This is a genomic window from Enterobacter sp. Ap-1006 (genome assembly GCF_011752835.1).
GTDB lineage: Bacteria > Pseudomonadota > Gammaproteobacteria > Enterobacterales > Enterobacteriaceae > Cedecea.
Genome location: NZ_VWWU01000003.1, coordinates 267,156 through 290,565 on the forward strand (window position 1 = coordinate 267,156; position 23,410 = coordinate 290,565).

The following is a 23,410-nucleotide window of genomic DNA, read 5'->3' on the forward strand; positions in this document are numbered from 1 at the left end:
TGAAAATTTACCGTGGGCGTGAAGGTTCAAAAAAACGGACTCGTCTGCCTTGCTGGCCTGGATGGTCAACGGTAAAGCTGTCGAGGCCGAAAATGGGGCGAAGTGTTTCGGTATTCAGCGCGGCGTCGGGCACGTTAAAAGCCTGCTGTTGCCCCGCCGACAAAATAAGGACCTTGTCAGCAAACCCTTCGATTAAGTTGAGATCGTGCAGGACGGCGATAACCGTTGTGCCGCGAGCTTTCACCAGCGCTAACAGTTCTTCCCGTGCCGCCAGGTCCAGATGATTAGTCGGCTCATCCAGCAACAGCAACCGGGAGGTTTGCGCCAGCGTTCGCGCCAGAATTGCCCGCTGCCTTTCCCCGCCGGACAGACAGGCCAGCGATTTATGCCGCATCCCGAGCACACCAACCTCTTTCATCGCCCCACACACAATGCAGCGGTGTTCTGGCTCTGGCATATCACGGGCAAACGGGAGCCTGCCTAACGCGACATAATCCTCAATGGAGAGACGCAAATCGGGGAGATCGTTTTGCGACATGACCGCCACGAGCTTCGCCCGCAGCTGCGGGTTGAGCTTATTTAAAGGGCTGCCCGCCAGCGTTATTTCCCCCTCGGCCTTTAGTTCCTGGCTCAGCGCCCGCAGCAGCGACGTTTTGCCGCTGCCGTTTGGCCCAATCACGCTGAGCCGCTCACCTTTTCGCAGGTGAAAATTAATCGCCACCGGCCAGGCCGCGCCCTGCGGACGGGCAATCGCCCTCAGGGAAACGCTTAGCTCGGCTGCTTGTTCTCCGGGGGAAAAAGGCATGCTCAGAACTCGTTGCGCAGCAGTTGGTAACCTTCCACCAGCCTGACGTTGGTGTTGGCCACCTCTTCAGAAAACTGCACCGAAGCGGGGTCAACCCGTGAATATTGGCTTAAATCAGAGTCGGGCCCCACGCGCTCGGTGGACGGAATATACGTTTGCTTCGGCAGTGTCACCCCATCAACCACCGCGTTGTAGCGAATGACGCAGCCGGGTTGTACGTGGCAGTTAAAAAGTACGCTGTTAAAGCCGATAAACACCCGCTCGTCGACCCGGCAAGGGCCGTGCACAATCGCCCGGTGCGCAATCGACGTACCGCTGCCAATGGTCACCGGCGCCCCGCTTTTCGAGTGAATAACCACGCCATCCTGAATATTCGAATGGGAATGGATCACGATAGGATCCATGTCGCCTTCGGCGTTCAGCTCATCGGCGCGGATCACCGCGTAAGGCCCGACATAAACATAGTCATGAATAATGACCCGGCCACAAATCACCGCTGTGGGATCGATGTACGCTTTGGGAGAGACCTGTGGCAGATGGCCTGAAGGGTTTTTACGCAGCATGGTGATTTCCTGTCCAGTGAATACGGGCCACCGCGTTGTGCGCATGGAGGCTTTCCTGATGCTCAACGCGGAGGGTAAAAGCGGTGCTAAAAGGCGCGTCCTGCATCGCCTTGTTCAGGCGGCGAGCGGCGTCTTCGCAAAACATCAAATTTTGGCCATTGGCCAGGGCGAAGGCCTGCTCGTCGCTACGCTTAACCACCGTTTGCACCGCCGTGCCAAGCGCGGCCTCGCAGCGGTCGATAAGCTCCTCGAAAGGCAACGTAGCAACATCCGGCTTCAGCTGGCAGCTAACCCACGCCCAGCTTCTCTGGCTGTGGGGCGTGCCCGGCATGCCCTTCTCGCCCAGCCAGGCCAGCATTTCTTCGACGGACACACCCTCCTTTCGCGAGCCAAAGTCCCGCTGAAACTGCTGCTGCGCGAGATTGCGACTCAGCGCCGCCGAGGCCGGACAGGTAGATGAATACGGGATCCCCACCCGAAGCGTGACGGCAAAACCTTCCCCGCGCTCCGCCAGGATGCGGATGGGGTAAGCCTTCCAGCCAAAGTGGTTTGAGGTTAAAGATTTGCGGGACAGCAGCAGTTCGCCGGTGATTTCCACGCTGGCGCGGTCGCTGCTGCGCTGGTGCGAAACCAAAAATTCGCCCAGTAAACGGCGCAGTACCGCCGGCGTAATTTCGCCCTGGGTTAGCTCGTCCAGCAGCAGATAGATCCGGGACATATGAATGCCCTTTTCCGCTTCCGGGGAACGGAGAAGATTGATCCCGGCGTTGACTTTCGCCGTCAGCGGGCGCCCCGCCACCTCCACCGGAAGGTCGATTTGTTCCATGCCAACCCAGGACAGGGCCATGTCGAAATCGTGGCTTCTGAGTGACTGAATATCAGGCAGCATTTTGGGGCATAACATTGGAGTGACCGTCATATTGCAAATCGTCCTGCTGTAATTTTGTTACGTTATAACATAACAAAACTCATTTGTGCAAAGCGACGTTTTGCCGTAAAGCGAAACCGCCCGATCACAGGAGAAAATTCGGTGTAAAACCGCTGATTGGCTCGATATATCTTATAACCCGGCAAGTGTTGCTCGAGTGTTCACACAATGATAGCATCATGTAAACAGCCATTTAGACGGCTAGACAGTTAAACTAAAAAGCATTGAGGAATACCGTATGTGGCAAGAAAGGCTCGCGCAGTTGGTCAGCACCTGTCATTGGATTGGCGCTAAAGGCTGGGCTCCGGCGACCGGCGGCAATATGTCCATTCGCCAGGATGCCGAGTGGTGCTGGCTGAGCGAATCCGGGCGCGACAAAGGCAGCCTGACCAGCGAGGATTTCCTGCAGGTAGACATTGCCACGAATCAGGCGCCGTCGGGGCGTAAACCCTCAGCCGAAACCGGACTGCACACGCTGGTTTATCGCCTTTTCCCGGAAGCAAACGTCGTGCTGCACGTCCACACCGTGAATGCCACCGTGCTTTCTCGGATTGAAAAAGGCCCGGCGTTGAACATCAGCGGCTATGAAATGCAAAAAACCCTGACCGGCCAGCAGACGCATCTCGACACGGTGCCAATTGCTATCTTCGATAACGATCAGGACATCGATGCGCTGGCAAAACGCATTGAACGGCATGCCGAACAGACTCCCCTGAAATACGGTTTCCTGCTGCGTGGCCACGGCCTGACCTGCTGGGGCAAAGACGTCGCCGAAGCACGTCGTCAGCTTGAAGGGCTTGAATTCCTGTTCGAATGCGAAATGCAGCGCCGCCTGTACGAGCGCGATTAATCGTTATCTTCCTGTGTCTGTTCGCTAGCGTGAGGCTTAAGGTATGGAATATTTCCTGGGTATTGATATCGGCACGTCGCGGGTCAAAGCCGTGCTGTTTGACAGCAATTTCCATGCCGTCACCAGCGCTGCGGAAAACACTTCTCCCACGCTTTCCCCACAGGGCTACGCCGAACAGGATATGGAGCAGCTCTGGCAGTCCGTCGTGCGCACGCTGCGGCAAGTGGCCGACAGCCCGGCATTACAGCAGGGCAAACTCAAGGCCATCGGCCTGGCGGGCCAGGGGGAAGGCGTCTGGCTGAGCGACAAAAACGGCGATCCCGTGGGCCCGGGTATTCTCTGGAGCGACACCCGCAGCCGGGCGCTGATGGACGAACTTCTGCAGTCGCCCGGCCTCGACAAAGCACTGTTCGATGAAACCGGCTCTCAGCTGCAGCCCTGTAACACCAGCCTGCAGCTCTGCTGGCTCAAGCGAAATCAGCCGGAACGCCTGGCCGCCGCCGACTATATCTTCTTTGCTAAAGACTGGATTCGCTTTCGGCTTACACAGGTCGCCGCCCTTGAATTAACCGACACCAGCGCTTCGCTGCTGAACCAGTTGACCGGGGAGATTTCCGATTTCGCCCTTCAGGCTCTGGGCATCGACGATCTGAAAACACGTTTTCCGCCCCTGCTTCACCCCGACGCCCAGGCTGGTAGCTTGAGTGAAGCCGCCGCCCTGCTTTGCGGCCTGCCGCCAGCGACGCCAGTTGCTGCAGGCGCACTCGATGTGTGCAGCGCGGCGCTAGGCTGCGGGGCTATTCACGCCGGGGATATTTATACCATTCTCGGCACCACCTGCTGCACCGGCGTGGTGTGCCACGGGCGCGAGACCGTCAGCAGCGGCACCCGCTTTGTCACCCATACCGAACAGGGCAGTTTTATTAACCTGTTCCCAATGCAGGCCGGGACGCCAAATATCGACTGGCTGCAACAGCACATTTCGCTGACGCCGGACCTGGTAGCGCTGGAAAAAGAGATTACCGCTATTCCGCCGGGCAGCGGGGGCGTTTTCTGGCAGCCTTATCTGAACGGCGAGCGCGCGCCGTTTTACAGCCCCACCGCCCGGGCTGGGTTCTTTGGCGTCGACCAGCACACGTCCCGCGCGGCGCTTCAGCGTGCCGTTTTTGAAGGACTGGCGTATGCGATTGTGGATTCACTCACGGGCTATGCCAGTGAGGGCAGTCTTTACCTCACCGGCGGCGGCGCGGCTTCTGCCACCTGGCTGCAAATTATCGCCGACTGTACCGGACGCACCGTCATTGCCAGCCACTTTAATGAACTCAGCGCCCGAGGCGCGGCGCTGCTGGCCGCCCGCAGCGTAGGCGCGCTGGAACACTATCCGGCTATCGAACAAACCCGCTATCAGCCTCAACCCGAGGCCCATGCCGCCTACCGGGCGCTTTTCCCGGTGTTCCGCCTGCTGCGTGAACAGCTCCAGCCGGTGTGGCAGGCCAGGCACCAGGCTTTACAACGTCTTTCTCAGGATAATGCACAATGAAAATCGTCTTTACCGCCGAGTATGCGGGCAGCCTTGAACCGTTTAGCCAACTGGGCGAGCTGGTTGTCGAAGGCTGGGCCATCGGTAAACCTAAACTTCAGGCCTCACAGATTATCGACCTCGCCCACGATGCCGAGGTGATTGTCACCAGTTATGACGACATCACCGCAGAGGTGATCCACAGCTGTCCTAAGCTGAAAGTGATTGCCTGTACTCGCGCCAACCCGGTGAATATTGATGTTCAGGCGGCTCGGGCCCGCAATATCACCGTGCTTTACACGCCAGGACGCAACGCCGATGCCGCCGCCGAACTCACGCTGGGCCTGATGCTCGGCCTGATGCGCCATATTCCACAGTCCCATGCCGCCCTGAAGCGCGGCGCATTTACCCGCGAAAACCAAAGCGAGCAGCAAACCCAGTCCGGCCTGCGCAAAGATGTGGTCTGGGACGTCAGCCCGGAAAGCCCTTATGAAGTGTTCAAGGGCGGCGAGCTGCGCAACAAAACGCTGGGTTTGATTGGCTACGGCAATATTGGCCGCCGCGTGGCGCGCATTGCCCGCGCTTTCGGGATGAATATTTTGGTAGTGGATCCGTTTGTCGCCGCCGAGGATATCGACGAGCCGGGGCTGCATAAAACCACGCTCGACGCGCTGTTCCGCGAGTCAGATATTGTCAGCCTGCATTTGAGCAGCGGGCCACACAGCGATGGTCTGGTCAACGCGTCCCTGCTGCAAAGCATGAAACCGGGCGCGAAGCTGATCAATACGTCCCGCGCCTCCGTGGTGGTGGAGGCCGATCTCATCGAAGCCTTGCGCCACGGGCCGCTCGGTGGCGCGGCGCTCGATGTCTACCACCAGGAGCCGCTGTGGCGTGACCATCCGTTTATCAGCGAGCTGGATAACGTCATCATTACGCCGCACATCGCCGGGGCAACCCGAGAAAGTATCCAGAAACACACCGCGATGATTGCCGCCGATCTTCAGCGGTTTGTGGCTGGTGAGCCGCTGCTGTACGCCTGGCACTAAGAGAAAAAACGGCCCTTCGGGGCCGTTTTTTTATGCCAGCAACGGCGTCGTCGCCATAAAATCCTGCAAGTGTTCCCAGTTCACCACGCCCGCATCAGAGCCTAATCCTGTCGCCACAAGCGCGGCAGTGGCAGACGCGACCCGGCAGGCTTCCTCCTCTGAAAGTCCCCTGGCCAGGGCGGCGATAAACCCGCCGCAATAGCTGTCTCCGCAGCCGGTTGTGTCGCTGGCAATCACATTATAGGCCGGGAAATGATGGGTTTTCTCGCGGCTGAATAGCCAGGAGCCCCGCACGCTGTCTTTAAAAATGCAGCATTTCGCACCCAGCGCGAGGAAGAAATCGGCAATCTCTGCGGGCGCCTGTCGCCCGGAGATAAATGCGGCTTCTTCGAGAGCAGGCATAAAATAGTCCACATGAGGCAACAGCGGACGTAAGAGCGCCAGCGTATTGCTATCAGGTGCGATTAAATCAAAGCTGGTGATGACGCCCCGCGCTTTCGCCGCGGCCAGTAAACGAGCGCTCTGGCCGCTATCCATGGCCGCAAGCAGCCCGGTGCCGCCGTGGTGCAGATAGAGCGTATTCAGTACCCGACCGAAATCAGCCTCAGCGACGAACAACTCATCGGATGCGCCCCGGCAGTGCAGTGCAGGTCGCTCACCGTTTGGGCGAATGGGCAAAATCGTCGCCGATGTCTCTTTTTGCAACGTCCGCTGGATCAGCGAACAGTCAATCCCCAGCCGGTGGTAGCTGCCCAGAATAAACTCGGCTTTTTCGTCTTCGCCCAGGCAGGCCACGGTCGACGTGCGAATACCCAGTTTGGCGGCATTCACCAGCGCCCCGGCGGCGGTTCCCGCCGGGTTGAGGCGGATTTGCTCGATAAACTGTACGCCACCGCCGGAGGGGATGCCCACTACCGGGCGCCCCGCAATATCCAGGATCGTCAGCCCCACAAAAACGGCGTCAAATTTGCTCATAACGTCCTCACCGGTGCTGCTGGCGCAGACGCGCCTGCCAGAATGAAACGGCCAGCGCCACCACCAGGATCACGCCCACCAGCGCCTCTTTCACCAGGTAGTTCAGCCCCATCAGGTTAAGCCCATTATCAATAATCGCGAGGAACAGCACGCCGCCCAGGGTACCGCCCATGCTCACCCGCCCCTGCCGCTGGAATGCGGTGCCGATAAACACGGCGGCAATGGCATCCATCAGGTAAGACTGCCCGGCAAGCGGCGTAAACTGGCGCAGGTTGGCAGACAGAATAATGCCGCCCACGGCACACATTGCCGAAGCGGCAATCAGCACCCAGAACAGGGTTCGCTTATCGGCTATCCCGGCTATACGCGCCGCTTCACTGTTTTGCCCAATCGCACGCACCCGCTTACCAAACAGCGTCCGTTCAGTCAGCAGCCAGGCCACCAGCCAGACCACGAGCACGATAAGCACCGGCGTGGGGATCCCGCCAACATTGCCTACCGCTAAATCGTGATATTCCGGGGCCATGCGTCGCCAGGAAATCGCCCCGCCACCGTCGGTGTAAATACGCTCGGCGCTGCTGGCAATAAACCAGGTACCTAGCGTCGCCAGAAACGGCTTAATGCGGCAGGCGAGGATAAGAAAAGCGTTGACCAGGCCTATCACCACGCCGCCCAACAGGGCGCACAGCACAGCCACCTGCCAGGGAAGCTGCCAGGTTTTGAGCGCAATTAAAGCCAGCATGGCGCCAAAGTCGATAGCCACGCCGACGGAGAGATCGATCGCCCCTGCGCTGACAATCAGCGTCATCGCCAGCGCCACAATCAGCAGAATGGCGCTGCCCTGAAGCAAATTGCTCCAGTTATCCAGCGTCAGGAAAACGGGGTTTGACCAGCTAAACAGGACAATGAAAAACAGCGTAACCAGCGCAAAGCCCGCACGTGACAGCCAGGCCAGCGGTTTTCTCCCGGACTCACCGGCCGGACGCGTTGCCGCCAGAGCAGAAAAAACTTTCATTATTTATTGCCCCCTTTCTGCTGCAGGGCAGAAGCCGCCAGCACCACGAGAATCAGTCCGCCTTTAATGGCACCGACCCAGAAGATATTAACCCCCAGTAATCCAAGACCGTTAGACAAGGCGTTGACCAGGATAGCCCCCAGCAGCGCCCCCCAAACGGTAACCACGCGGCGACGGGAGAAGGCTGCGCCCAGGAAGGTCGCCAGCACCGTCTCCATCAGTAAAGGCGTAGCGGTTCCGCTGGAACTGCCCGACCCCTGCGCCAGCAGCGGGAAGACCGCCAGCCCGGCCGCAACGGCGGCAATAAGCCAGGACGCGAGGATAAGACGGCGCACGTTAAGCCCGGACATCTGCGCCATGTCTTTGCTGCCCCCCGTCGCCTGCAAATGCTGGCCAAAGCGGGTGTGATGCAGCAAAAGCTGGAAGCCTACAAAAACCAACAGCAGATAAACCAGCGCATAAGGAATGCCCAGCACGCTGCCGTCGCGAAACGCCACCATCAGCGGATCGCTGACGCTAATCCGGCGCTGCCCGGTCAGCAGATCGGTCAGGCCGGTAAAGGCCACCGAGGTTGAGAGCGTTGCCAACAGAGGTGGCAGTCCGGCAACCAGTACCAACAGCGCGTTGATGCCCCCGCACAGCAGACTCAGCGCCGCCACCAGCAGTAAGAGCAGCGGCCACGGCGTCAGCCATTCGCTCATGCCCAGGCTTAACAGCGCCACGCCGAACACGGCGATGGCCGGGAGCGAAAGATCGATCCCGCCGGAAACGACGTCATCTCCCCCGGCAGCAATCACGCAGACAAGGCCAAAACTCAGGATCGCCAGCGGCACGCTTTGCACCAACATCAGGCTGATGTTCTGCCAGCTAAGGAACCACGGCGATTGAATGCTTAGCCAGACAAACAGGCCAACAAACAGCAGCAGCGGAAATTTTTCAAACAACGCAACGGAGCGACCTGCCCCAAAACGGCGAATTTCAATCATCATGCTGCATGCTCCTGCCCACCGTTAATCGTTGCCAGTAGCGTGTCGAGGGTCAGTCCCTGAGTGGGCAAGTTCGCCACCATTTCCCCGCGCCACATCACCAGAATGCGGTCACACAGGCCCAGCAGTTCGGTCGCGTCGCTGGAAGAAACCAGCACCGAACGCCCCTGCTCGGCAAGCTGTCGGGTGCGCTGATAGATATCGCTGCGTGCGCCGATATCGACGCCGAGCGTGGGCTCATCAAGAATAAACAAGCGGGCGTCAGTCCCCAGCCAGCGGGCAAGAATCACCTTTTGCTGATTTCCACCACTCATAAAGCGTACAGGCAGCGCCGGGAGTGCAGGACGAATACTCAGCCGCGCAATCCAGTCCTGGGCTTTTTGCAGCGCCCGGGAACGGTGTTCCCAGCCAAACGTTGCCGTGTCCGGCAGCGACGCAAGGTTGATGTTATCGGTGGCCGAAAACGGCAGGATCATCCCCTGATGACGGCGATCGCGAGGTACAAGCGCCATACCGGCCCGGATAGCCTGCCGCGGGGAGCGAATACGGCGGGAGCGCCCTTCTATGACGATCTCGCCCTTTTTCGCCGTGTTCAGTCCGTAAAGTGTATCCACCAGCACGTCCCTCCCCGCGCCCAGCAGCCCTGCCAGGCCGACAATTTCACCTTTGCGGATTTCAAAGCTGATGTCCTGTAGCTGCTGCCCGTCAGACAGCGAACGCACGGCAAGCAACGGTGTTTCTCCAGCCGTGGCATCAGCCTCGTGCTGACGAGGGGTATAAAGTCGGTCAATTTCTCTGCCGACCATCATATGAATGACGGCATCGGTATTCTGCAGCACTTCGCGATCCGGGTAGCCCACCACTTCCCCGTTGCGCAGCACGGTGCCCGCATCGCACAGCGCGGCAATTTCGTTGAGGTAATGGGAGATGTACAGAATCGCGATGCCCTGCTCCTTGAGACGCAGGATAGCGTCAGACACCAGGCTCGCTTCGTGAGCTTCAAGCGGCGCCGTAGGTTCGTCGAAGACCACCAGCTTTGCCGCGCCGTCAATCAGCGCCCTGGCGATTTGCACCAGCTTGCGTTCGGCCAGACTCAGTTGCCGGATCAGGCGGTCGGGGTTGATATCCAGTTGCCAGGTACGGTGGAAAAAATCTCTCGTCGCCTGTCGCATACGCCTGCTGTCCAACAGCCCACCGGCACGGCGATATTCCTGTCCCAGAAACACCGACTCGGCAACGGTAAAATGTGGGATTAGATTAAGTTCCTGATGAATAACGCGTATTCCCTGGGCCTCAATCGCCGCGGGCTTACCCAGCGGAAGCGGGATGCCGTCGAGCGTGGCCGCGCCGCCATCGGCCTGGTAAACCCCGGCAAGAATTTTAATTAAGGTGGATTTGCCCGCGCCGTTTTCACCGATAAGCCCGTGAATTTCACCGGGGCCTATCGTCAGCGTGACCGCGTTTAACGCGGTCACATTGGCAAATCGTTTACTGATGCGGTCCATCACCAGGCCGCGCTGCGTTTTTGCCGCGTCCACTACTTCAGCTCACCGTAACCCAGTTTTTTGTACACGGCTTTAGCTTCATCCGGGCCTTTCACCGGGATAACCGGAATAAAGGTCTGAATTGGTAGCTTCTGGCCTGCGAAGTAGCGAGCCACGTTTTCGGCAGACGTCTGACCAATCAGGTGAGGCTGCTGAGCAACGTTGGCCACCAGCGGGCTGTCTTTTTCCGCCATGATTTCCAGCGTTTCCGGGCCGGCGTCGATGGCGGTGACCTTCACATCTTTATCACGGCCGGTCTCTTCCAGCGCCTGCACGATACCGATAGCCGGCTGGTCCCAGCAGGCTACATGGATAGCATCCAGCTTGCCTTTCGGATACTGGCTAAGTAACTCGAGGGTTTTCTTACGAGCATCCTCCGGCGAGTTAGCAAATTGTTCTGCCAGCTCCGGTTGAATAATTTTAATATCCGGGTAGTCCTTCAGGACATATTTCCATTGGTCATAACGTATGCCGCAAATGCGTAATGAATTAGAGAATGCGTTAAATACCGCAACATTACCTTTGCCGCCAAGCGCATCCGCCATATAGCGGCCAATGGTTGAGCCCAAAGTGTAGTTGTCAGACGTCGTGTTATTCACGGAATACTGAGAAACATGGTCAACGGTAAAGACCGGAATACCAGCATCGCGCAATGCTTTAAATTTAGGCTCAACGGCACTGTCGCCCAAAATACTGATTACGGCATCTACCTTCCGGGACAGCAGAATATCGTGGTTATTGGCATGAACCTGGTTGTCTCTGCCACCATCAACGCCGATAACCTTGCCGCCCAGCTTTTCCACTTCTTCGGTCGCGCCCTTATAGGCTTCGCGATCCCAAAAGTGCTGGGTTCCTACGACGGCAACCCCGATTGTTTTCCCCTGTAATGAGAGCGTGTCTGCGGCGAAAGCAGCACCTGATGCCAGCGACACCAGGCCTACGGCGGCAGACAGAAGTCTTTTTTTACCCTTCATTGCTATAGCTATCCTGTAGTTATTATTCACACTTACGCCTGATGATCCGGGTTTCAGCCTGGCAGCAAGGGCTTATTCCGCTACACTTATTTGAGGCAATAAATGACGCGAGCACCCTGGCCTCCGGCAAAAAAAGACCATTAAGCGACAGCATGACAACAAGCATTATCAAGCCAAAATAAAAAATAGATATATCTTATACTTTCACAGCCATGTCATTAAGTCACTTTAGAATGAGGTAAATAAACATGAAAAAAACACATGTAAAACAGACAACAAGAAAATAATTCAACAACACTAAATACATGGGTTAATTATTTTCAGAGAGAAGACAAAACCCCTTAAAATAAAATTAAACGACGATATATTCTTGCCAGTTAATTATAAATCCTGTCGACTTATATAAATGAAACAGTATTCGCTAAAGTTCGGCCGATTTGCCTGATTTTTCATCGCCGGATGAATTTCCTCTTTGCGCCCACCTCCCCGTATGATGCCGCATTAGCCCTATTGAAAACGCATGGTATAAGCATGAAAGCGGAACATCAGCTGGCGGTAATGCACTGGGGAACCTACCAGGTCACCACCGAGGGCGATCGTATCGCCGCCGTTTCTCCCGTCTCGTGGGACAAAAACCCCTCCCGCATCGGCCAGTCTCTGGCGGATGCCGTCACCGGGAATACCCGGATTCGTCGCCCGGCAGTTCGCCTCGGCTACCTGCAAAACGGCCCGGCCTCACGCGAAGGCAGAGGGAAAGAGCCTTTTGTCGAGGTGAGCTGGGAGCAGGCGTTGGATCTGCTGGCACACGATCTCCGCTCGGTGCAGGAACGCTGCGGCAACGAAGCGATTTTTGGCGGTTCTTACGGCTGGGCCAGCGCCGGGCGTTTTCACCATGCCCAAAGCCAGCTGCACCGTTTTCTTAAAGGCTTTGGCGGCTACACCGCCAGTACCAATACATACAGCAGCGCGGCCGGAGAACGGATCCTGCCGCATATTCTTGGCCCGTTAAGCCCGCTGCATAAACAACACACCCATTTCTCCGTGCTGGCAGAACATTGCGAAATGTTTGTGGCCATCGGCGGGCTACCGCTTAGAAATGCTCAGGTCAACGGCGGCGGCGCAAACGACCACATGCTGAAGCACTGGCTTGAGCGTCTGGCGCAAAATGGCGTGCAGTTCGTGAACATCAGCCCGGTACAAAACGATCTCAGCGCCGTAGAAAGCGCCCGCTGGCTGGCGATTCGCCCCGGCACCGATACCGCACTGCTGCTGGCGCTTTGCCATACATTGATTGCAGAGTCTCTGCACGATGCAGCCTTTATCCATAGCCATACCGTTGGCTTCGAACAGCTGCGCCGCTATCTTTTCGGCGAACACGACGGCGTGCCTAAAACCGCTGACTGGGCGGCAGATATCACCGGCATTGATGCCGAACAAATCTTAACGCTCGCGCGTACCATGGCGGGCAAGCGCACGATGATCAATATTTCCTGGTCCATTCAGCGTGCTCGCCAGGGAGAACAGGCGTACTGGGCAACCGTGGCGCTGACTTCTCTTCTAGGCCAGATAGGCACGCCTGGTGGAGGTTTGGCTTTCGGCTATGCCTGTACCAATCTTGCAGGTGCTGCGCGTGTGCCGTTTTCTGGCCCTCGCCTTCCTGCCGGCGAGAATAAGATAAAAACGGCTATTCCCGTGGCTCGCCTGTCGGACATGTTGTTGCATCCCGGCGGTGAATATGAATTTGATGGCAAGCTCTGCCATTACCCCGATATTCGCCTCGTCTATTGGGCTGGCGGCAACGCTTTCCATCATCATCAGGATCTCAACCGCCTGGTTGAAGCCTGGCGTCGACCGGAAACCATCGTTGCCCACGAGCAGTACTGGACGGCGCAGGCGAAGTTTTCCGACATTGTGTTGCCGGTGACGACTTCTCTTGAACGCGACGATATCGGCAGCGGCAGCCATGACGGCTTTATGATTGCTATGCGCCAGCAGATCCCGGCCCTCGCGGAAGCGCAGGATGATTACACCATTTTCTGTGCGCTCGCGAAAAAATTGGGCTTTTACGACACCTTCAGCGAAGGGCGGACCGCCGCCGACTGGTTGCCGCATCTGTATGAATCGTCACGGGAGAGAGCGCAGGAAGACGGCGTAGAGCTTCCCTCTTTTGACACCTTCTGGGAGAAGGGAAAACTGGAGTTCACGCCGCCCGCTAAGCCACAAGTTTTTCTGGCCGATTTCCGTGCAGATCCGCAACGGTTCCCGCTTTCCACCCCGTCGGGAAAAATTGAGCTTTATTCAGACACCGTGGCCGGTTTCGGCTATCGGGAGTGCCCCGGCTTTCCCTTCTGGGATGAAGAAGAGGCCGCTTATCAGCAACAGCAGGCCAGGCAGTGGCCTTTGCACCTGCTTTCCAGCCAGCCACGCACCCGACTGCACAGCCAGTATGACCACGGCAGCGTCAGCCGGGCCACTAAAATTCAGGGACGCGAGCCGCTGTGGATGCACCCGGCTGATGCGCGCAAACGCGGGATCCAGGAAGGGGAAGTGGTAAAGGTATTTAATGGCCGGGGTGCCATTCTGGCTGGCGTTCACATCAGTAACCAGATCCTGCCGGGAGTGGTTCAGATCTCGACCGGAGCCTGGTATGACCCGATGGATCCTTCCACGCCGGGCTCTTTAGATAAACACGGCAATCCGAATGTGTTGACCGAGGATCGGGGCTCTTCGCGCCTGGGTCAGGGTTGCAGCGCCCAAAGCTGCCGGGTAGAAATTGAGCTTTGGAAAGAAGCAATTCCGCCGATTACCGCGTTTGATCCCCCCGAGTTTGTGGCCTGAGAGCCTGGCATAGGTAAAACGCCGGTGATTCTGCTGGCGTTTTTAGCGTTTAATCAGCGCTTGTAAATGTTGCACAGTGTCATGACCCCATACCCTCTTTAGCTCGTGGCAAAGGGAAACGGCGAGGTCGTACTCATCCTGGCTAACGGGCACATCGTCTTCATGCAAATAATCACAAATCGTTTCAAAGGCCAGTCCCGTTTCATTGTAATCGACATAATCAATTGCAAACTGGAGACGTTCGTTATCCAGCCGTCCCCGGAATAACTCGCCAAATTTTTTGACTCGACTTTCCAGGCCCGGCATCTCCTCTGCTGATGAACGCTCACTGGAAAGGAACGCCATCAATTGTTGAAAATGAGTTCGCTCATTATTTTTCATATAAATCCTGAAAACTTTCCGCGAGTGCCCCTTTCAAAAAAGCAACGCAGGCACTGACCTCACGGGAGGCTTTATTGATCGGTGGATACAGCAAAAACGCACTAAACGGCGGCACGGTGTATTCCGGCAACAGCGCGACAAGCTGGTCGTTTTTCAGCGCTTGTTGACACACTTGATACTGCAACACGCCGAGCGCTTCACCCGCCATCAGAAACGTGTAGAGCGGCCGCCAGTGATTGGCGCTGAACACCACGTTCAGCCGGGCGTTAACAATCTGGTTATGTTGTGAAATAAGCGGCAGACGGCTGTCGTTAAACAGGCCGGATACCCGTGCAAAAGCATGGTGAATCAGGTCGTCGGGGGAAGCTGGCGTGCTATTTCGCACCAAATACTCCGGGGAAGCCACCAGAATCCGCCGTACATCACCCAGTGGATGTGCCACGAAATCGCCCTCACCTGGGTCACCAAGCCTGAGTGAAATATCAACGCCCTCCGTCACCGGATCGACTACGCGATCGTTCAGGACCAGCTCAATATTCAGATCGGGATGGGTTGCTCTCAGCTTCAGCAAGGCGGGCATCAGAATTTCTTCACCCACGCCAAAGGGTGCTGCGATGCGAATCAGCCCTTTTAGCCCCACCCGCTCATCCACGACCGCCAGCGCAAGATCTGCCGCCGAAATCACGACTTTACTGCGTTCATAGAATAGCGCTCCGCTGTCGGTCATGGACATTCGGCGCGTGTTTCGCCGCAGCAGACGGGTGCCCAGGTGAGCTTCCAGCCGCTCAATCCTCTCACTCACCGCCGGCTGTCCGATGCCGATATCGCGCGCGGCGGCGGACATACTGCCCCGCTCCACCACCCGCACATAAATTCGCATTGCCGCCAGAAGATCCATGGACTGAGTATATTGGTTTTTCCGATAGATGAAAGCAGCAACAGATATCTACTGCGCCAGTGCAATTTACATAAAACTGACGGCTTATACGTTATCAAATGCTCTTACTAATCAGGAATATAATCATGGCAGAGATCAGACTTTATCTTTTCCAGTCCGGCACTCAACGCTGTAAATATCACGATATCAGGATGAATCAGGGTGAAGGGAGCCACTATGAAATCCCCGTCCCTTGGTTCCTTCTGACTCACCCCAAAGGCCATACCATTATTGACGGCGGGCTTGCGGCAGAGGGGTTGGCCGATCCTCGGGCATACTGGGGAGATACGGTCAAACATTATCAGCCGTTAATGACCGAAGAACAGGGATGTGTGGCGCAGCTGCGTGCGCTGGGCATTGAGCCGGAAGAGATTCGCTATGTATTACTTTCCCACCTGCACTCTGACCACACCGGCGCCATTGGGCGCTTCCCTAACGCTTTGCATATCGTGCAGCGGCAGGAATACAACTATGCCTTTCAGCCGGACTGGTTCACCGCAGGCGCCTATTGCCGCAAGGATTTTGCCCGCCAGAATCTGAACTGGCAGTTGCTGGATGAGGACGGTTTTGATTTGTACGGCGACGGGACGCTGCGCTGCATTTCGACCCCGGGACATTCGCCGGGGCATCAGTCGTTTCTGGTGACGCTCACCAGCGGCAAGGCATTCACGCTGGCGATTGATGCGGCCTATACGCTGGATCATTTTTATGACCGCGCGCTTCCGGGCTTGATGACCTCAGCCAGCGACGCTGCACGCTCGGTGGCAAAATTGAGAAACCTGACCGAGTGCAACGGGGCAAGGCTGATTCCCGGCCACGATCCCGATGCCTGGCCGCAGTTCACCCTGGCACCAGCCTGGTACGAGTAAGTCAGGTTCCATCTTCACTGAGCGGCACGGGCAAATTTATCGTCATCAGCAACCCGCCCTCAGCAGGCAGGCTGGCGTGGATATCCCCGTGGTGCGCATGACAGATTTCTCTGGCAATAGAAAGCCCCAGCCCACTGCCGCCTGAATCCCTTGCCCGCGAGCGCTCCCCGCGGGTGAAACGCTCAAAAATATGCGGCAGATAATCCCCGGCGACGCCAGGCCCGGTATCAAGAAACTGGATTTCAATGCCCTGCTTAAGATGGCGAAAGCGAATGGACATGCGATCGCCCTTGCTGCAATAGCGAAGCATGTTCTCAATGATAATGGTGAAGACCTGCCCCAGTCGGGCTTCATCTCCTGAGTAATAGAATTCATCTTCCGCCTCCATCGAGACGGACATCCCGGCCGCTTCCAGCTGGGGTTTTAGCCATGCTACCCGTTCATTCAGGACTTCAGAAAGCGAGAATACGCCGTGCTGGAGCGAGAGTTGCCCCGCACTCGCCAGGGAAAGGAAATGCAAATCATCGGTCAGGTGGCTGAGGTTTTTTAGCTGCGTCATCACCATATTCAGCTGTTTTTCATCCGCCGGAAACACATGGTCGATCATGCCCTGCAGCCGCCCCATAGCGGCGGTAAGCGGCGAGCGCAGTTCATGTGCGGCCGCGACGTGCGCGGCCTTAAGCTCGCGTTCGTACAGCGCCAGCTGGCTAATCATTTTATTGAAGTTGCTGGCAAAGCGAGTCACCTCCGCCGGGCATTCGTCCACCCGTTTTGCCTGTTGATTGAAATCCCCCTGAGCCACTATCTCCGCGACGTCCGTCAGGCTGCGAAACTGCGCGGCAAGCGGACGCGTGGCGCGTAAACAGCTGACGATCACAAACGGGGTCGCCATGGAAATAAAGATAAACAGCCAGCCCCAGTTGAGAGAGCTGATGGAAGGCGTGCTGTATTCAATTCCCCAGCGGGCATCCACAATTTGATGAAAACGAACAATGTCTAAGTCAGGGTTCGCCCGCAGCGTCAGAAATTCCTGGTAAGCGGCAGGCGACATGTGATGTACAACCCAGTAATACTGAACCGCGTAGATGCTCCACATCGCCAGCACGATGAAAAACAGTACGCTGACGGCCACCACGATGATACGAATCGATATCCACAGCAGGAGCGATTTGCTCTTTTTGTTGTTCATGGTTTGCAGAACCTGTAGCCAATGCCGCGCACGTTCAGAATGAGATGATCAACTCCCGCCGCCTCAAGCTTTTTCCTTAAGTTATAGACATGCGTGTCCACCACTCGCTCCAGAGCGTCGCTTTCCGGGAGACACTCTTCGAGCAAAAACTGGCGGCTGAGCGGCCTCGTCGAGGCACGCATTAACGTTTTCAAAATAGAAAACTCGGTGAGCGTTAAATCCAGGCGCAGGGGAGAATGTCCCTCATGCAACACCTGCGCAGCCAAATTGGTGACATCAACCTCCAGTGGACCCCAGCGTAAAACATCCTCTGCGGGGAGTTGGCTGGCCTGGCTGCGCCTAAGCACGGCCTGCACCCTGGCCATGACTTCGCCGGGATTGTAGGGCTTAACCACATAATCATCGGCGCCATAGCGTAAAGCGCCGATCTTGTCATAGGGTTCGCCCATGGCGGTGATCATGATGACGGGCGTATTGCCCTTTCGCCTGACGGCCGCAAGAATTTCCGTGCCGTTCATCCCGGGGAGCATGACGTCCAGCAAAATAAGATCGGGCTTCCAGGTAACCACCGTGTTCATGCCCGCCAGGCCATCCCCGGCCACCGAAACGCTATAGCCTTCGCGTTTAAGATAGGCCTCCAACACATTTGCCGCATCAGCGTCGTCTTCAATCACCAGGACCCGTTTATTTTTCATTTAATGTTACCTTGACAGTTTCTTCACAAATCCCTGGTCGTTCATTGATAAGCCCTCAGCATAATCCTTTTACTTACTGAGCTAAGTATGCACAAAAATATAAACACCTGACGATGAGAATCATTATGTTAACGAAGAAAAGCACAAAATACATAATTGCACCGCTGATAATTTCCAGTATTTCATCATCGTATGCAAGTGAATTTAATTCTGATGAAACCGTGACAACCTTTGGCCTTGGAGCTATATCCTCTCCGCGATACAGTGGAGCTAATGAACAAAACACCAGTGTTATTCCACTGATACACATTCAGATGAGTAATATCTTCTTTGATTCCATGAATGGGCTTGGCATTCATCTTCAAAGCGATAGTGGTTTATATTTCGAGCCAACATTGGGTTACGATTCAGGCCGCACGGATAAAAATTCAGGCTGGCGAAAAGGCTCGAATAAACTTAAAGGCATGGGGGATATTTCGTCTACGGTCAATTCGGGTATTGCACTTGGCTGGGCCGTCGCCCCCTGGCTGGTTTTTGAAGGTAAAACAACTCTGCCGTTAAATGATGGTCAGGGCGTATCTTATTCCACAGCAATAAGTTATATCCCGATTATGAACGAAGCTAATACGCTTACATTTCAGGCCAGCGCATTATTTGGCGATGCCCGTTATATGAATACCTGGTACGGCGTCAACGAACAGCAGCACAACCGATCAGGTTTCTCGCGCTACAGCAGCGCCGGTGGGTTTTACGGCACGGATATCAGCCTGACGCTGACCCATCAGTTCAGCGAACACTGGGGAGGCTTGTTTAGCCTGAGCTATGCCTGGCTTGATAAGAAGGCCTCCAACAGCCCCATCGTCATGAGGAAAGACGGTACGTCCGGTATGCTGGCCCTCAATTATACTTTCTGATTTCTTTTTCCATTGTGTATTCATTACAACAACAGGCCGAAGCACCGTTATGAAGATCGCGCTTATTGTGATTTTCACCTTCGTGGCATTTCTCTCCTCCACGGGAGTTCATGATTTTAAAGCGTGCCTGTACGAAAAGGGTGATTTTAACGTCTGTAATAATACAGACGTTAAAAGTATATATACAAAACACCCTCCGAAATCACCCTTATATAAAAACAACGTCAGGCGTTGTCATTCAGATAAAACAAAAAACATCGATCGTTATATTTTATCCTGCCATCTTAGAAATTTCATTAAGTCGCTACTGCAGCGCTCAACGCATAACTAAGCATTTACTAACACTGAGAGATATCAGCATGAAGATTTCCGCCAAAGTCATAGAAACCATCACCGGCTGGATAGATAATAATATTCATCGTCGATTACGAATAGAGGATGTTGCTCGCTATTCTGGCTACTCTAAATGGCACTTCCAGAGAATTTTTTTATATTATAAAGGCGAAAGTATTGGCCGATACATCAGAATCAGAAAATTACAGCTGGCGGCACAGGATCTCAAAAATACCCAGGAGCGAATCGTCGATATTTCGGTGAAGTACGGCTTTGACTCACAGCAGAGCTTTAACCGGCTGTTTACCCGCAGCTTTAAGATGTCGCCAGGAACTTACAGGAAGGCTAAAGGTGTACGGGGGTGATGTACAAAGCCTGCACTTGCGGCGCGTTGCTCCAGCGCCAAAGCAAAAGGAGCTGCCTTTCGGCAACCCCTTCGAATGTTGGCGGAAGCGCAGAGATTCGAACTCTGGAACCCTTTCGGGTCGCCGGTTTTCAAGACCGGTGCCTTCAACCGCTCGGCCACACTTCCAACGAGGCGAACTATAAACATACCCATACTTCATGTAAAGCACGATTTTGTTCAATCGCCTGAAATTTCATCATATTTGTGTTATTTGCCTGAAACAGCAGCAACATGCTCAGTTTCAAGCCGCTTTTTCTGCCCTCCGGAGAGGGCAGCGTCAGCATTAGTGCTTTTTGATGTAGAGATCCTGGGTTAAATATTTACCCAGCGTGCTCGGTGCATAACCTCCTACGTAAGGTTTCACCAGTTGAACCTTCACATAGTGGTAGATAGGGATGGTCGGGACGTCTTTCGCAAGAATATCTTCGGCCTGCTGATAGTACTTCGCACGCTCTTCCTGGGTGGTGGCCTGTGAAGCCTTAGCGATGATCTCATCGTAGGCAGGATTGCTGTATTTGGAACTGTTCTGGCTATCGCCGGTACGGAAGTTATTCAGGTAGGTCGCCGCATCATCGTAGTCGGCAATCCAGCCGTAGCGCACCAGGTCATAATTGCCGGTACGTTTGGTATCCAGCATGGTTTTCCACTCCTGGTTTTGGAGCTTCGCCTCGACGCCGATGTTCTTCTTCCACATTGAACTGGCCGCAATGGCGATGCGCTGGTGAGATTCCGAGGTGTTATAAAGCAGGTTGAACTGCAGCGGATGAGATTCGTTAAAGCCCGCCTCTGCCAGCAATTTCTTCGCCTCAGCGACACGCTTATCGTGGCTCCAGCTACCGTACTCCGCAGGCTTAAGCGTTATCCCACCAATTTTAGGTTGGCTCACCAGCCACGCAGGCTTTTGCCCCTGCCCTAACACCTTACCGGCGATGATATCTTTATCCAGCGCCAGGTTTAATGCCAGACGAACGCGTGGGTCGTTAAACGGCGCTTTGGTGGTATTGAATTCATAATAGTAAGTGGACAGATAAGGCGTGATATGGACCTGGTCCGGAATCGATTTTTTCAGTGAGGCAAAGAGCGTTTCCGGCACGGTATAGGTGATGTCAATCTCACCCGCTTTATAGCGGTTTATATCTGCTGTACCGGAAGTCACTGGCAGATAAGTCACCTTATTAATCACCGTATGAGCATCGTCCCAGTACTGCTTATTACGCTCGCCGACGACTTTCTCGTTCACCACCCACTGCGACAGCTTATACGGGCCGCTGCTCACGAAGTTGGCCGGCTGGGTCCATTTATCCCCAAATTTTTCTACCGCAGCTTCGCTCACCGGTACCATAGACGTATGGCCAAGCATCAGCAGGAAGGCCGACGTTGGCTGGTCCAGAGTCACCTGAACGGTGTTGGCATCCAGCGCCTTCACACCCAGGCTATCGACCGGCTTTTTGCCTTCGGCAATGTCATTGGCATTTTCGATATGCATCGTGCCGGGATAAGTTGCGTAAGGGGAGCCCGTTTTAGGATCGACTAAACGCTTCCAGCTCCAGACCACGTCCTGCGCGGTGATAGGTTCACCGTTGGACCACTTAATCCCCGGACGCAGATGGAATGTCCAGACTTTGTTGTCCTGGTTATCCCATTTTTCGGCCAGATGAGGTTCGATAGAACCATCGTTTTTGACGCGAATCAGGCCGTCAAAAAAGTCGCCGATAATATTACTTTCAACGTCGCTCTCCACTTTGTGGGGATCCAGCGACGCCGGTTCACTGCCGTTGTTACGTACCAGCTCCTGTTTGGCTGCAAGCTCGGTTCCTGGCGGAACGTCTGCTGCCCATGCGCTGGAAATAGCGCTGAGCAGACCCAGAGCAACCAATGATTTTGAGAATGTGTTGTTGTTTGCTTTCATGACCTACGCCTTATTAATGTTATTTAACGACGGTACGGCTAACACTCTTAGTCGGCTTTAGGTAATAAAGCAATATTTTTCAGCCACCTATAAGTGGGTGTTATGGCATTAATTTTTTACAATGTGATAAACTGCACGAGGTAAAGATGGGTAAAAAGGCTTTTGTCTAATAAAGGCGGGCATTATGCTCATGACCATAAAACACCTGTAAAAGAGAGAGTTTAGAATGGATCGCATTATTACCTCCTCGCGTGACCGTTCGTCACTGCTCAGCACCCACAAGGTGCTACGTAATACCTATTTCCTGCTGAGTTTAACGCTGGCATTTTCCGCGTTGACTGCAACCGCCAGCACCGTACTGATGCTGCCTTCTCCAGGGCTGATTCTGACGCTGGTCGGCATGTACGGCCTGATGTTCCTGACCTACAAAACCGCGGATAAACCAGTGGGCATTTTGTCTGCATTCGCCTTTACCGGCTTCCTGGGCTATATCCTGGGGCCAATGCTGAATGCGTATCTGTCCGCAGGCATGGGTGATGTTATTGGCCTGGCGCTGGGTGGTACCGCACTGGTCTTCTTTAGCTGCTCTGCTTATGTTCTGACAACCCGTAAAGACATGTCCTTCCTCGGCGGCATGCTGATGGCGGGCGTGGTGGTTGTGCTGATTGGTATGGTGGCAAACATCTTCCTGCAGCTCCCGGCTCTGCACCTGGCGATTAGCGCGGTGTTTATACTGATCTCTTCTGGCGCCATCCTGTTTGAGACCAGCAACATTATCCGCGGCGGCGAAACAAACTACATCCGCGCGACCGTAAGCCTGTATGTTTCTCTTTACAACATCTTCGTTAGCCTGCTGAGCATCCTTGGTTTTGCCAGCCGCGACTAACTGATGCCGTAATCCCTAAAAGAGAATGCCTTGTGCATTCTCTTTTTTTTGCCCTCAATCCTGCCGCATTCCGCCCTTAAGCCTACAGAGAAAATTTGCTACACTTCGCCCGATTTGACGTAAATAGCGGATAACTATGTTGACCTTTGAAGGCAGAGAAATAGAGACAGATGCCGATGGCTACCTGAAAAATAGCCAGGAGTGGAGCGAGCCGCTGGCGGAAGAGATTGCCGCCAAAGAAGGCATTACCCTGGCGGTAGAGCACTGGGAAGTGGTTCGCTTCGTACGCGAGTTTTATCTGGAGTTTAATACCTCCCCGGCCATTCGCATGCTGGTTAAGGCTATGGCGAACAAGTTCGGCGAAGAGAAAGGCAACAGCCGCTATCTTTATCGCCTGTTCCCGAAAGGCCCGGCCAAACAGGCCACAAAAATCGCTGGCCTGCCAAAACCGGTGAAGTGTATCTAGTAGCGGATACCAAAGTTGATCCATTCGCGTTCGGGTTGATACGGTTCAGTCAGAACTTTATCAACCCTGGCGCTACGTGGCCCGCCGGCTTTTAGCCACGCCAGCAGCTTTTCAACCTGCTCCGCCTCTCCGCAGGCCACCACCTCCACGCTGCCATCATCCAGGTTACGGGCATAGCCGGTTAAGCCAAGCTTTTCCCCCTCACGCTTAGTGCTGTAACGAAAGCCCACGCCCTGAACCATGCCGTGTACCCAACACTTCACGCACTGTTTGTCTGAACTCATCATTGCCTCCGCCTGAACGCTCAAAACAGTTCTAAGTCTAACAAACCCCGTCTTTTTTTCTTTGGCAGTAACCCACTCTGTGAGGCTTTCACGTGAAT

The 23,410-nt window shown here is 55.1% G+C and carries 23 protein-coding genes and 1 tRNA gene; 9 read left to right on the top strand and 15 right to left on the bottom strand.

The window, feature by feature from the left end:
* Positions 1-7 precede the first annotated feature (7 nt).
* Genes F3J28_RS09525 through folE2 form a run of 3 tightly spaced genes read right to left on the bottom strand, consistent with a single transcriptional unit; the run spans position 8 to position 2,287 of the window.
* Complete coding sequence (locus tag F3J28_RS09525) at positions 8-805, bottom strand: ABC transporter ATP-binding protein (RefSeq protein WP_166875300.1); 798 nt, start codon at positions 803-805, stop codon at positions 8-10.
* 2 nt (positions 806-807) lie between these two features.
* On the bottom strand, positions 808-1,368 hold the full coding sequence (locus tag F3J28_RS09530; RefSeq protein WP_166875304.1) for an LbetaH domain-containing protein: 561 nt from the start codon (positions 1,366-1,368) through the stop codon (positions 808-810).
* The gene (gene folE2 / locus F3J28_RS09535; protein ID WP_008455676.1) at positions 1,358-2,287 is read right to left on the bottom strand and encodes a GTP cyclohydrolase FolE2; all 930 of its coding nucleotides are present in this window, start codon (positions 2,285-2,287) and stop codon (positions 1,358-1,360) included. The genes F3J28_RS09530 and folE2 overlap by 11 nt, the downstream gene beginning before the upstream one ends.
* Before the next feature lie 247 nt (positions 2,288-2,534).
* Here folE2 and F3J28_RS09540 point away from each other — a divergent pair, with 247 nt between their 5' ends.
* The 3 genes from F3J28_RS09540 to F3J28_RS09550 are packed head-to-tail and all read left to right on the top strand — an operon-like array spanning position 2,535 to position 5,711.
* A complete protein-coding gene (locus tag F3J28_RS09540; protein ID WP_166875307.1) occupies positions 2,535-3,146 on the top strand; it encodes a methylthioribulose 1-phosphate dehydratase in 612 nt (203 codons plus the stop codon).
* A 43-nt stretch (positions 3,147-3,189) separates the two neighbouring features.
* Positions 3,190-4,686, top strand: a complete 1,497-nt coding sequence (locus F3J28_RS09545) for an FGGY-family carbohydrate kinase (protein WP_166875310.1) — start codon at positions 3,190-3,192, stop codon at positions 4,684-4,686.
* Positions 4,683-5,711, top strand: a complete 1,029-nt coding sequence (locus tag F3J28_RS09550) for a 2-hydroxyacid dehydrogenase (protein ID WP_166875313.1) — start codon at positions 4,683-4,685, stop codon at positions 5,709-5,711. Before F3J28_RS09545 ends, F3J28_RS09550 begins: the two co-directional genes overlap by 4 nt.
* Positions 5,712-5,741: 30 nt before the next feature.
* Here F3J28_RS09550 and F3J28_RS09555 read toward each other — a convergent pair whose 3' ends face one another.
* Genes F3J28_RS09555 through F3J28_RS09575 form a run of 5 tightly spaced genes read right to left on the bottom strand, consistent with a single transcriptional unit; the run spans position 5,742 to position 11,205 of the window.
* Complete coding sequence (locus F3J28_RS09555) at positions 5,742-6,686, bottom strand: carbohydrate kinase family protein (RefSeq protein WP_166875316.1); 945 nt, start codon at positions 6,684-6,686, stop codon at positions 5,742-5,744.
* A gap of 7 nt (positions 6,687-6,693) precedes the next feature.
* Positions 6,694-7,701, bottom strand: a complete 1,008-nt coding sequence (locus F3J28_RS09560) for an ABC transporter permease (RefSeq protein ID WP_166875319.1) — start codon at positions 7,699-7,701, stop codon at positions 6,694-6,696.
* Entirely contained in the window at positions 7,701-8,690 is a 990-nt protein-coding gene (locus F3J28_RS09565) for an ABC transporter permease (RefSeq protein WP_166875322.1), read from the bottom strand. Before F3J28_RS09565 ends, F3J28_RS09560 begins: the two co-directional genes overlap by 1 nt.
* Positions 8,687-10,192 (bottom strand): sugar ABC transporter ATP-binding protein, encoded by a 1,506-nt coding sequence (locus tag F3J28_RS09570; protein WP_166876549.1) that lies wholly within the window; start codon positions 10,190-10,192, stop codon positions 8,687-8,689. The genes F3J28_RS09565 and F3J28_RS09570 overlap by 4 nt, the downstream gene beginning before the upstream one ends.
* A gap of 32 nt (positions 10,193-10,224) precedes the next feature.
* The gene (locus F3J28_RS09575) at positions 10,225-11,205 is read right to left on the bottom strand and encodes a sugar ABC transporter substrate-binding protein (RefSeq protein WP_039291649.1); all 981 of its coding nucleotides are present in this window, start codon (positions 11,203-11,205) and stop codon (positions 10,225-10,227) included.
* Between the two features lie 531 nt (positions 11,206-11,736).
* On the opposite strand from F3J28_RS09575, the gene F3J28_RS09580 reads away from it, so the two are divergent.
* On the top strand, positions 11,737-14,043 hold the full coding sequence (locus F3J28_RS09580; protein WP_166875325.1) for a molybdopterin-dependent oxidoreductase: 2,307 nt from the start codon (positions 11,737-11,739) through the stop codon (positions 14,041-14,043).
* A 42-nt stretch (positions 14,044-14,085) separates the two neighbouring features.
* Here the strand turns inward: F3J28_RS09580 and F3J28_RS09585 are convergent, their stop codons facing one another.
* A complete protein-coding gene (locus F3J28_RS09585) occupies positions 14,086-14,424 on the bottom strand; it encodes a MafI family immunity protein (protein ID WP_286178086.1) in 339 nt (112 codons plus the stop codon).
* A complete protein-coding gene (locus tag F3J28_RS09590) occupies positions 14,414-15,304 on the bottom strand; it encodes a LysR family transcriptional regulator (RefSeq protein ID WP_502706898.1) in 891 nt (296 codons plus the stop codon). The genes F3J28_RS09585 and F3J28_RS09590 overlap by 11 nt, the downstream gene beginning before the upstream one ends.
* Positions 15,305-15,447: 143 nt before the next feature.
* Between F3J28_RS09590 and attM the strand changes: the two genes are divergently transcribed.
* Positions 15,448-16,230, top strand: coding sequence for an AttM family quorum-quenching N-acyl homoserine lactonase (gene attM / locus F3J28_RS09595; protein ID WP_166875330.1), 783 nt, complete (start codon positions 15,448-15,450; stop codon positions 16,228-16,230).
* Position 16,231: 1 nt separating this feature from the next.
* On the opposite strand, the gene F3J28_RS09600 is transcribed toward attM, so the two are convergent.
* Both F3J28_RS09600 and F3J28_RS09605 read right to left on the bottom strand, forming a co-directional pair.
* On the bottom strand, positions 16,232-17,419 hold the full coding sequence (locus F3J28_RS09600) for a sensor histidine kinase (protein WP_166875333.1): 1,188 nt from the start codon (positions 17,417-17,419) through the stop codon (positions 16,232-16,234).
* Positions 17,416-18,114, bottom strand: coding sequence for a response regulator (locus F3J28_RS09605; protein WP_166875335.1), 699 nt, complete (start codon positions 18,112-18,114; stop codon positions 17,416-17,418). Before F3J28_RS09605 ends, F3J28_RS09600 begins: the two co-directional genes overlap by 4 nt.
* Positions 18,115-18,239: 125 nt before the next feature.
* Between F3J28_RS09605 and F3J28_RS09610 the strand changes: the two genes are divergently transcribed.
* Together F3J28_RS09610 and F3J28_RS09615 are read left to right on the top strand one after the other, a co-directional pair.
* A complete protein-coding gene (locus tag F3J28_RS09610; protein ID WP_166875337.1) occupies positions 18,240-19,028 on the top strand; it encodes a MipA/OmpV family protein in 789 nt (262 codons plus the stop codon).
* Positions 19,029-19,387: 359 nt separating this feature from the next.
* A complete protein-coding gene (locus F3J28_RS09615; RefSeq protein ID WP_166876555.1) occupies positions 19,388-19,726 on the top strand; it encodes a helix-turn-helix domain-containing protein in 339 nt (112 codons plus the stop codon).
* 79 nt (positions 19,727-19,805) lie between these two features.
* Here F3J28_RS09615 and F3J28_RS09620 read toward each other — a convergent pair.
* Positions 19,806-19,893, bottom strand: a tRNA-Ser gene (locus F3J28_RS09620).
* A 157-nt stretch (positions 19,894-20,050) separates the two neighbouring features.
* The gene (locus tag F3J28_RS09625; RefSeq protein ID WP_166875340.1) at positions 20,051-21,676 is read right to left on the bottom strand and encodes an ABC transporter substrate-binding protein; all 1,626 of its coding nucleotides are present in this window, start codon (positions 21,674-21,676) and stop codon (positions 20,051-20,053) included.
* 226 nt (positions 21,677-21,902) lie between these two features.
* Here F3J28_RS09625 and yccA point away from each other — a divergent pair, with 226 nt between their 5' ends.
* Together yccA and tusE are read left to right on the top strand one after the other, a co-directional pair.
* A complete protein-coding gene (gene yccA / locus F3J28_RS09630; protein WP_039291604.1) occupies positions 21,903-22,562 on the top strand; it encodes an FtsH protease modulator YccA in 660 nt (219 codons plus the stop codon).
* 136 nt (positions 22,563-22,698) lie between these two features.
* A complete protein-coding gene (gene tusE, locus F3J28_RS09635; protein ID WP_008461270.1) occupies positions 22,699-23,028 on the top strand; it encodes a sulfurtransferase TusE in 330 nt (109 codons plus the stop codon).
* Here tusE and yccX read toward each other — a convergent pair.
* Positions 23,025-23,315 (bottom strand): acylphosphatase, encoded by a 291-nt coding sequence (gene yccX, locus F3J28_RS09640; protein ID WP_166875342.1) that lies wholly within the window; start codon positions 23,313-23,315, stop codon positions 23,025-23,027. The two genes, tusE and yccX, sit on opposite strands and share 4 nt — an antisense overlap.
* Positions 23,316-23,410: the final 95 nt, after the last annotated feature.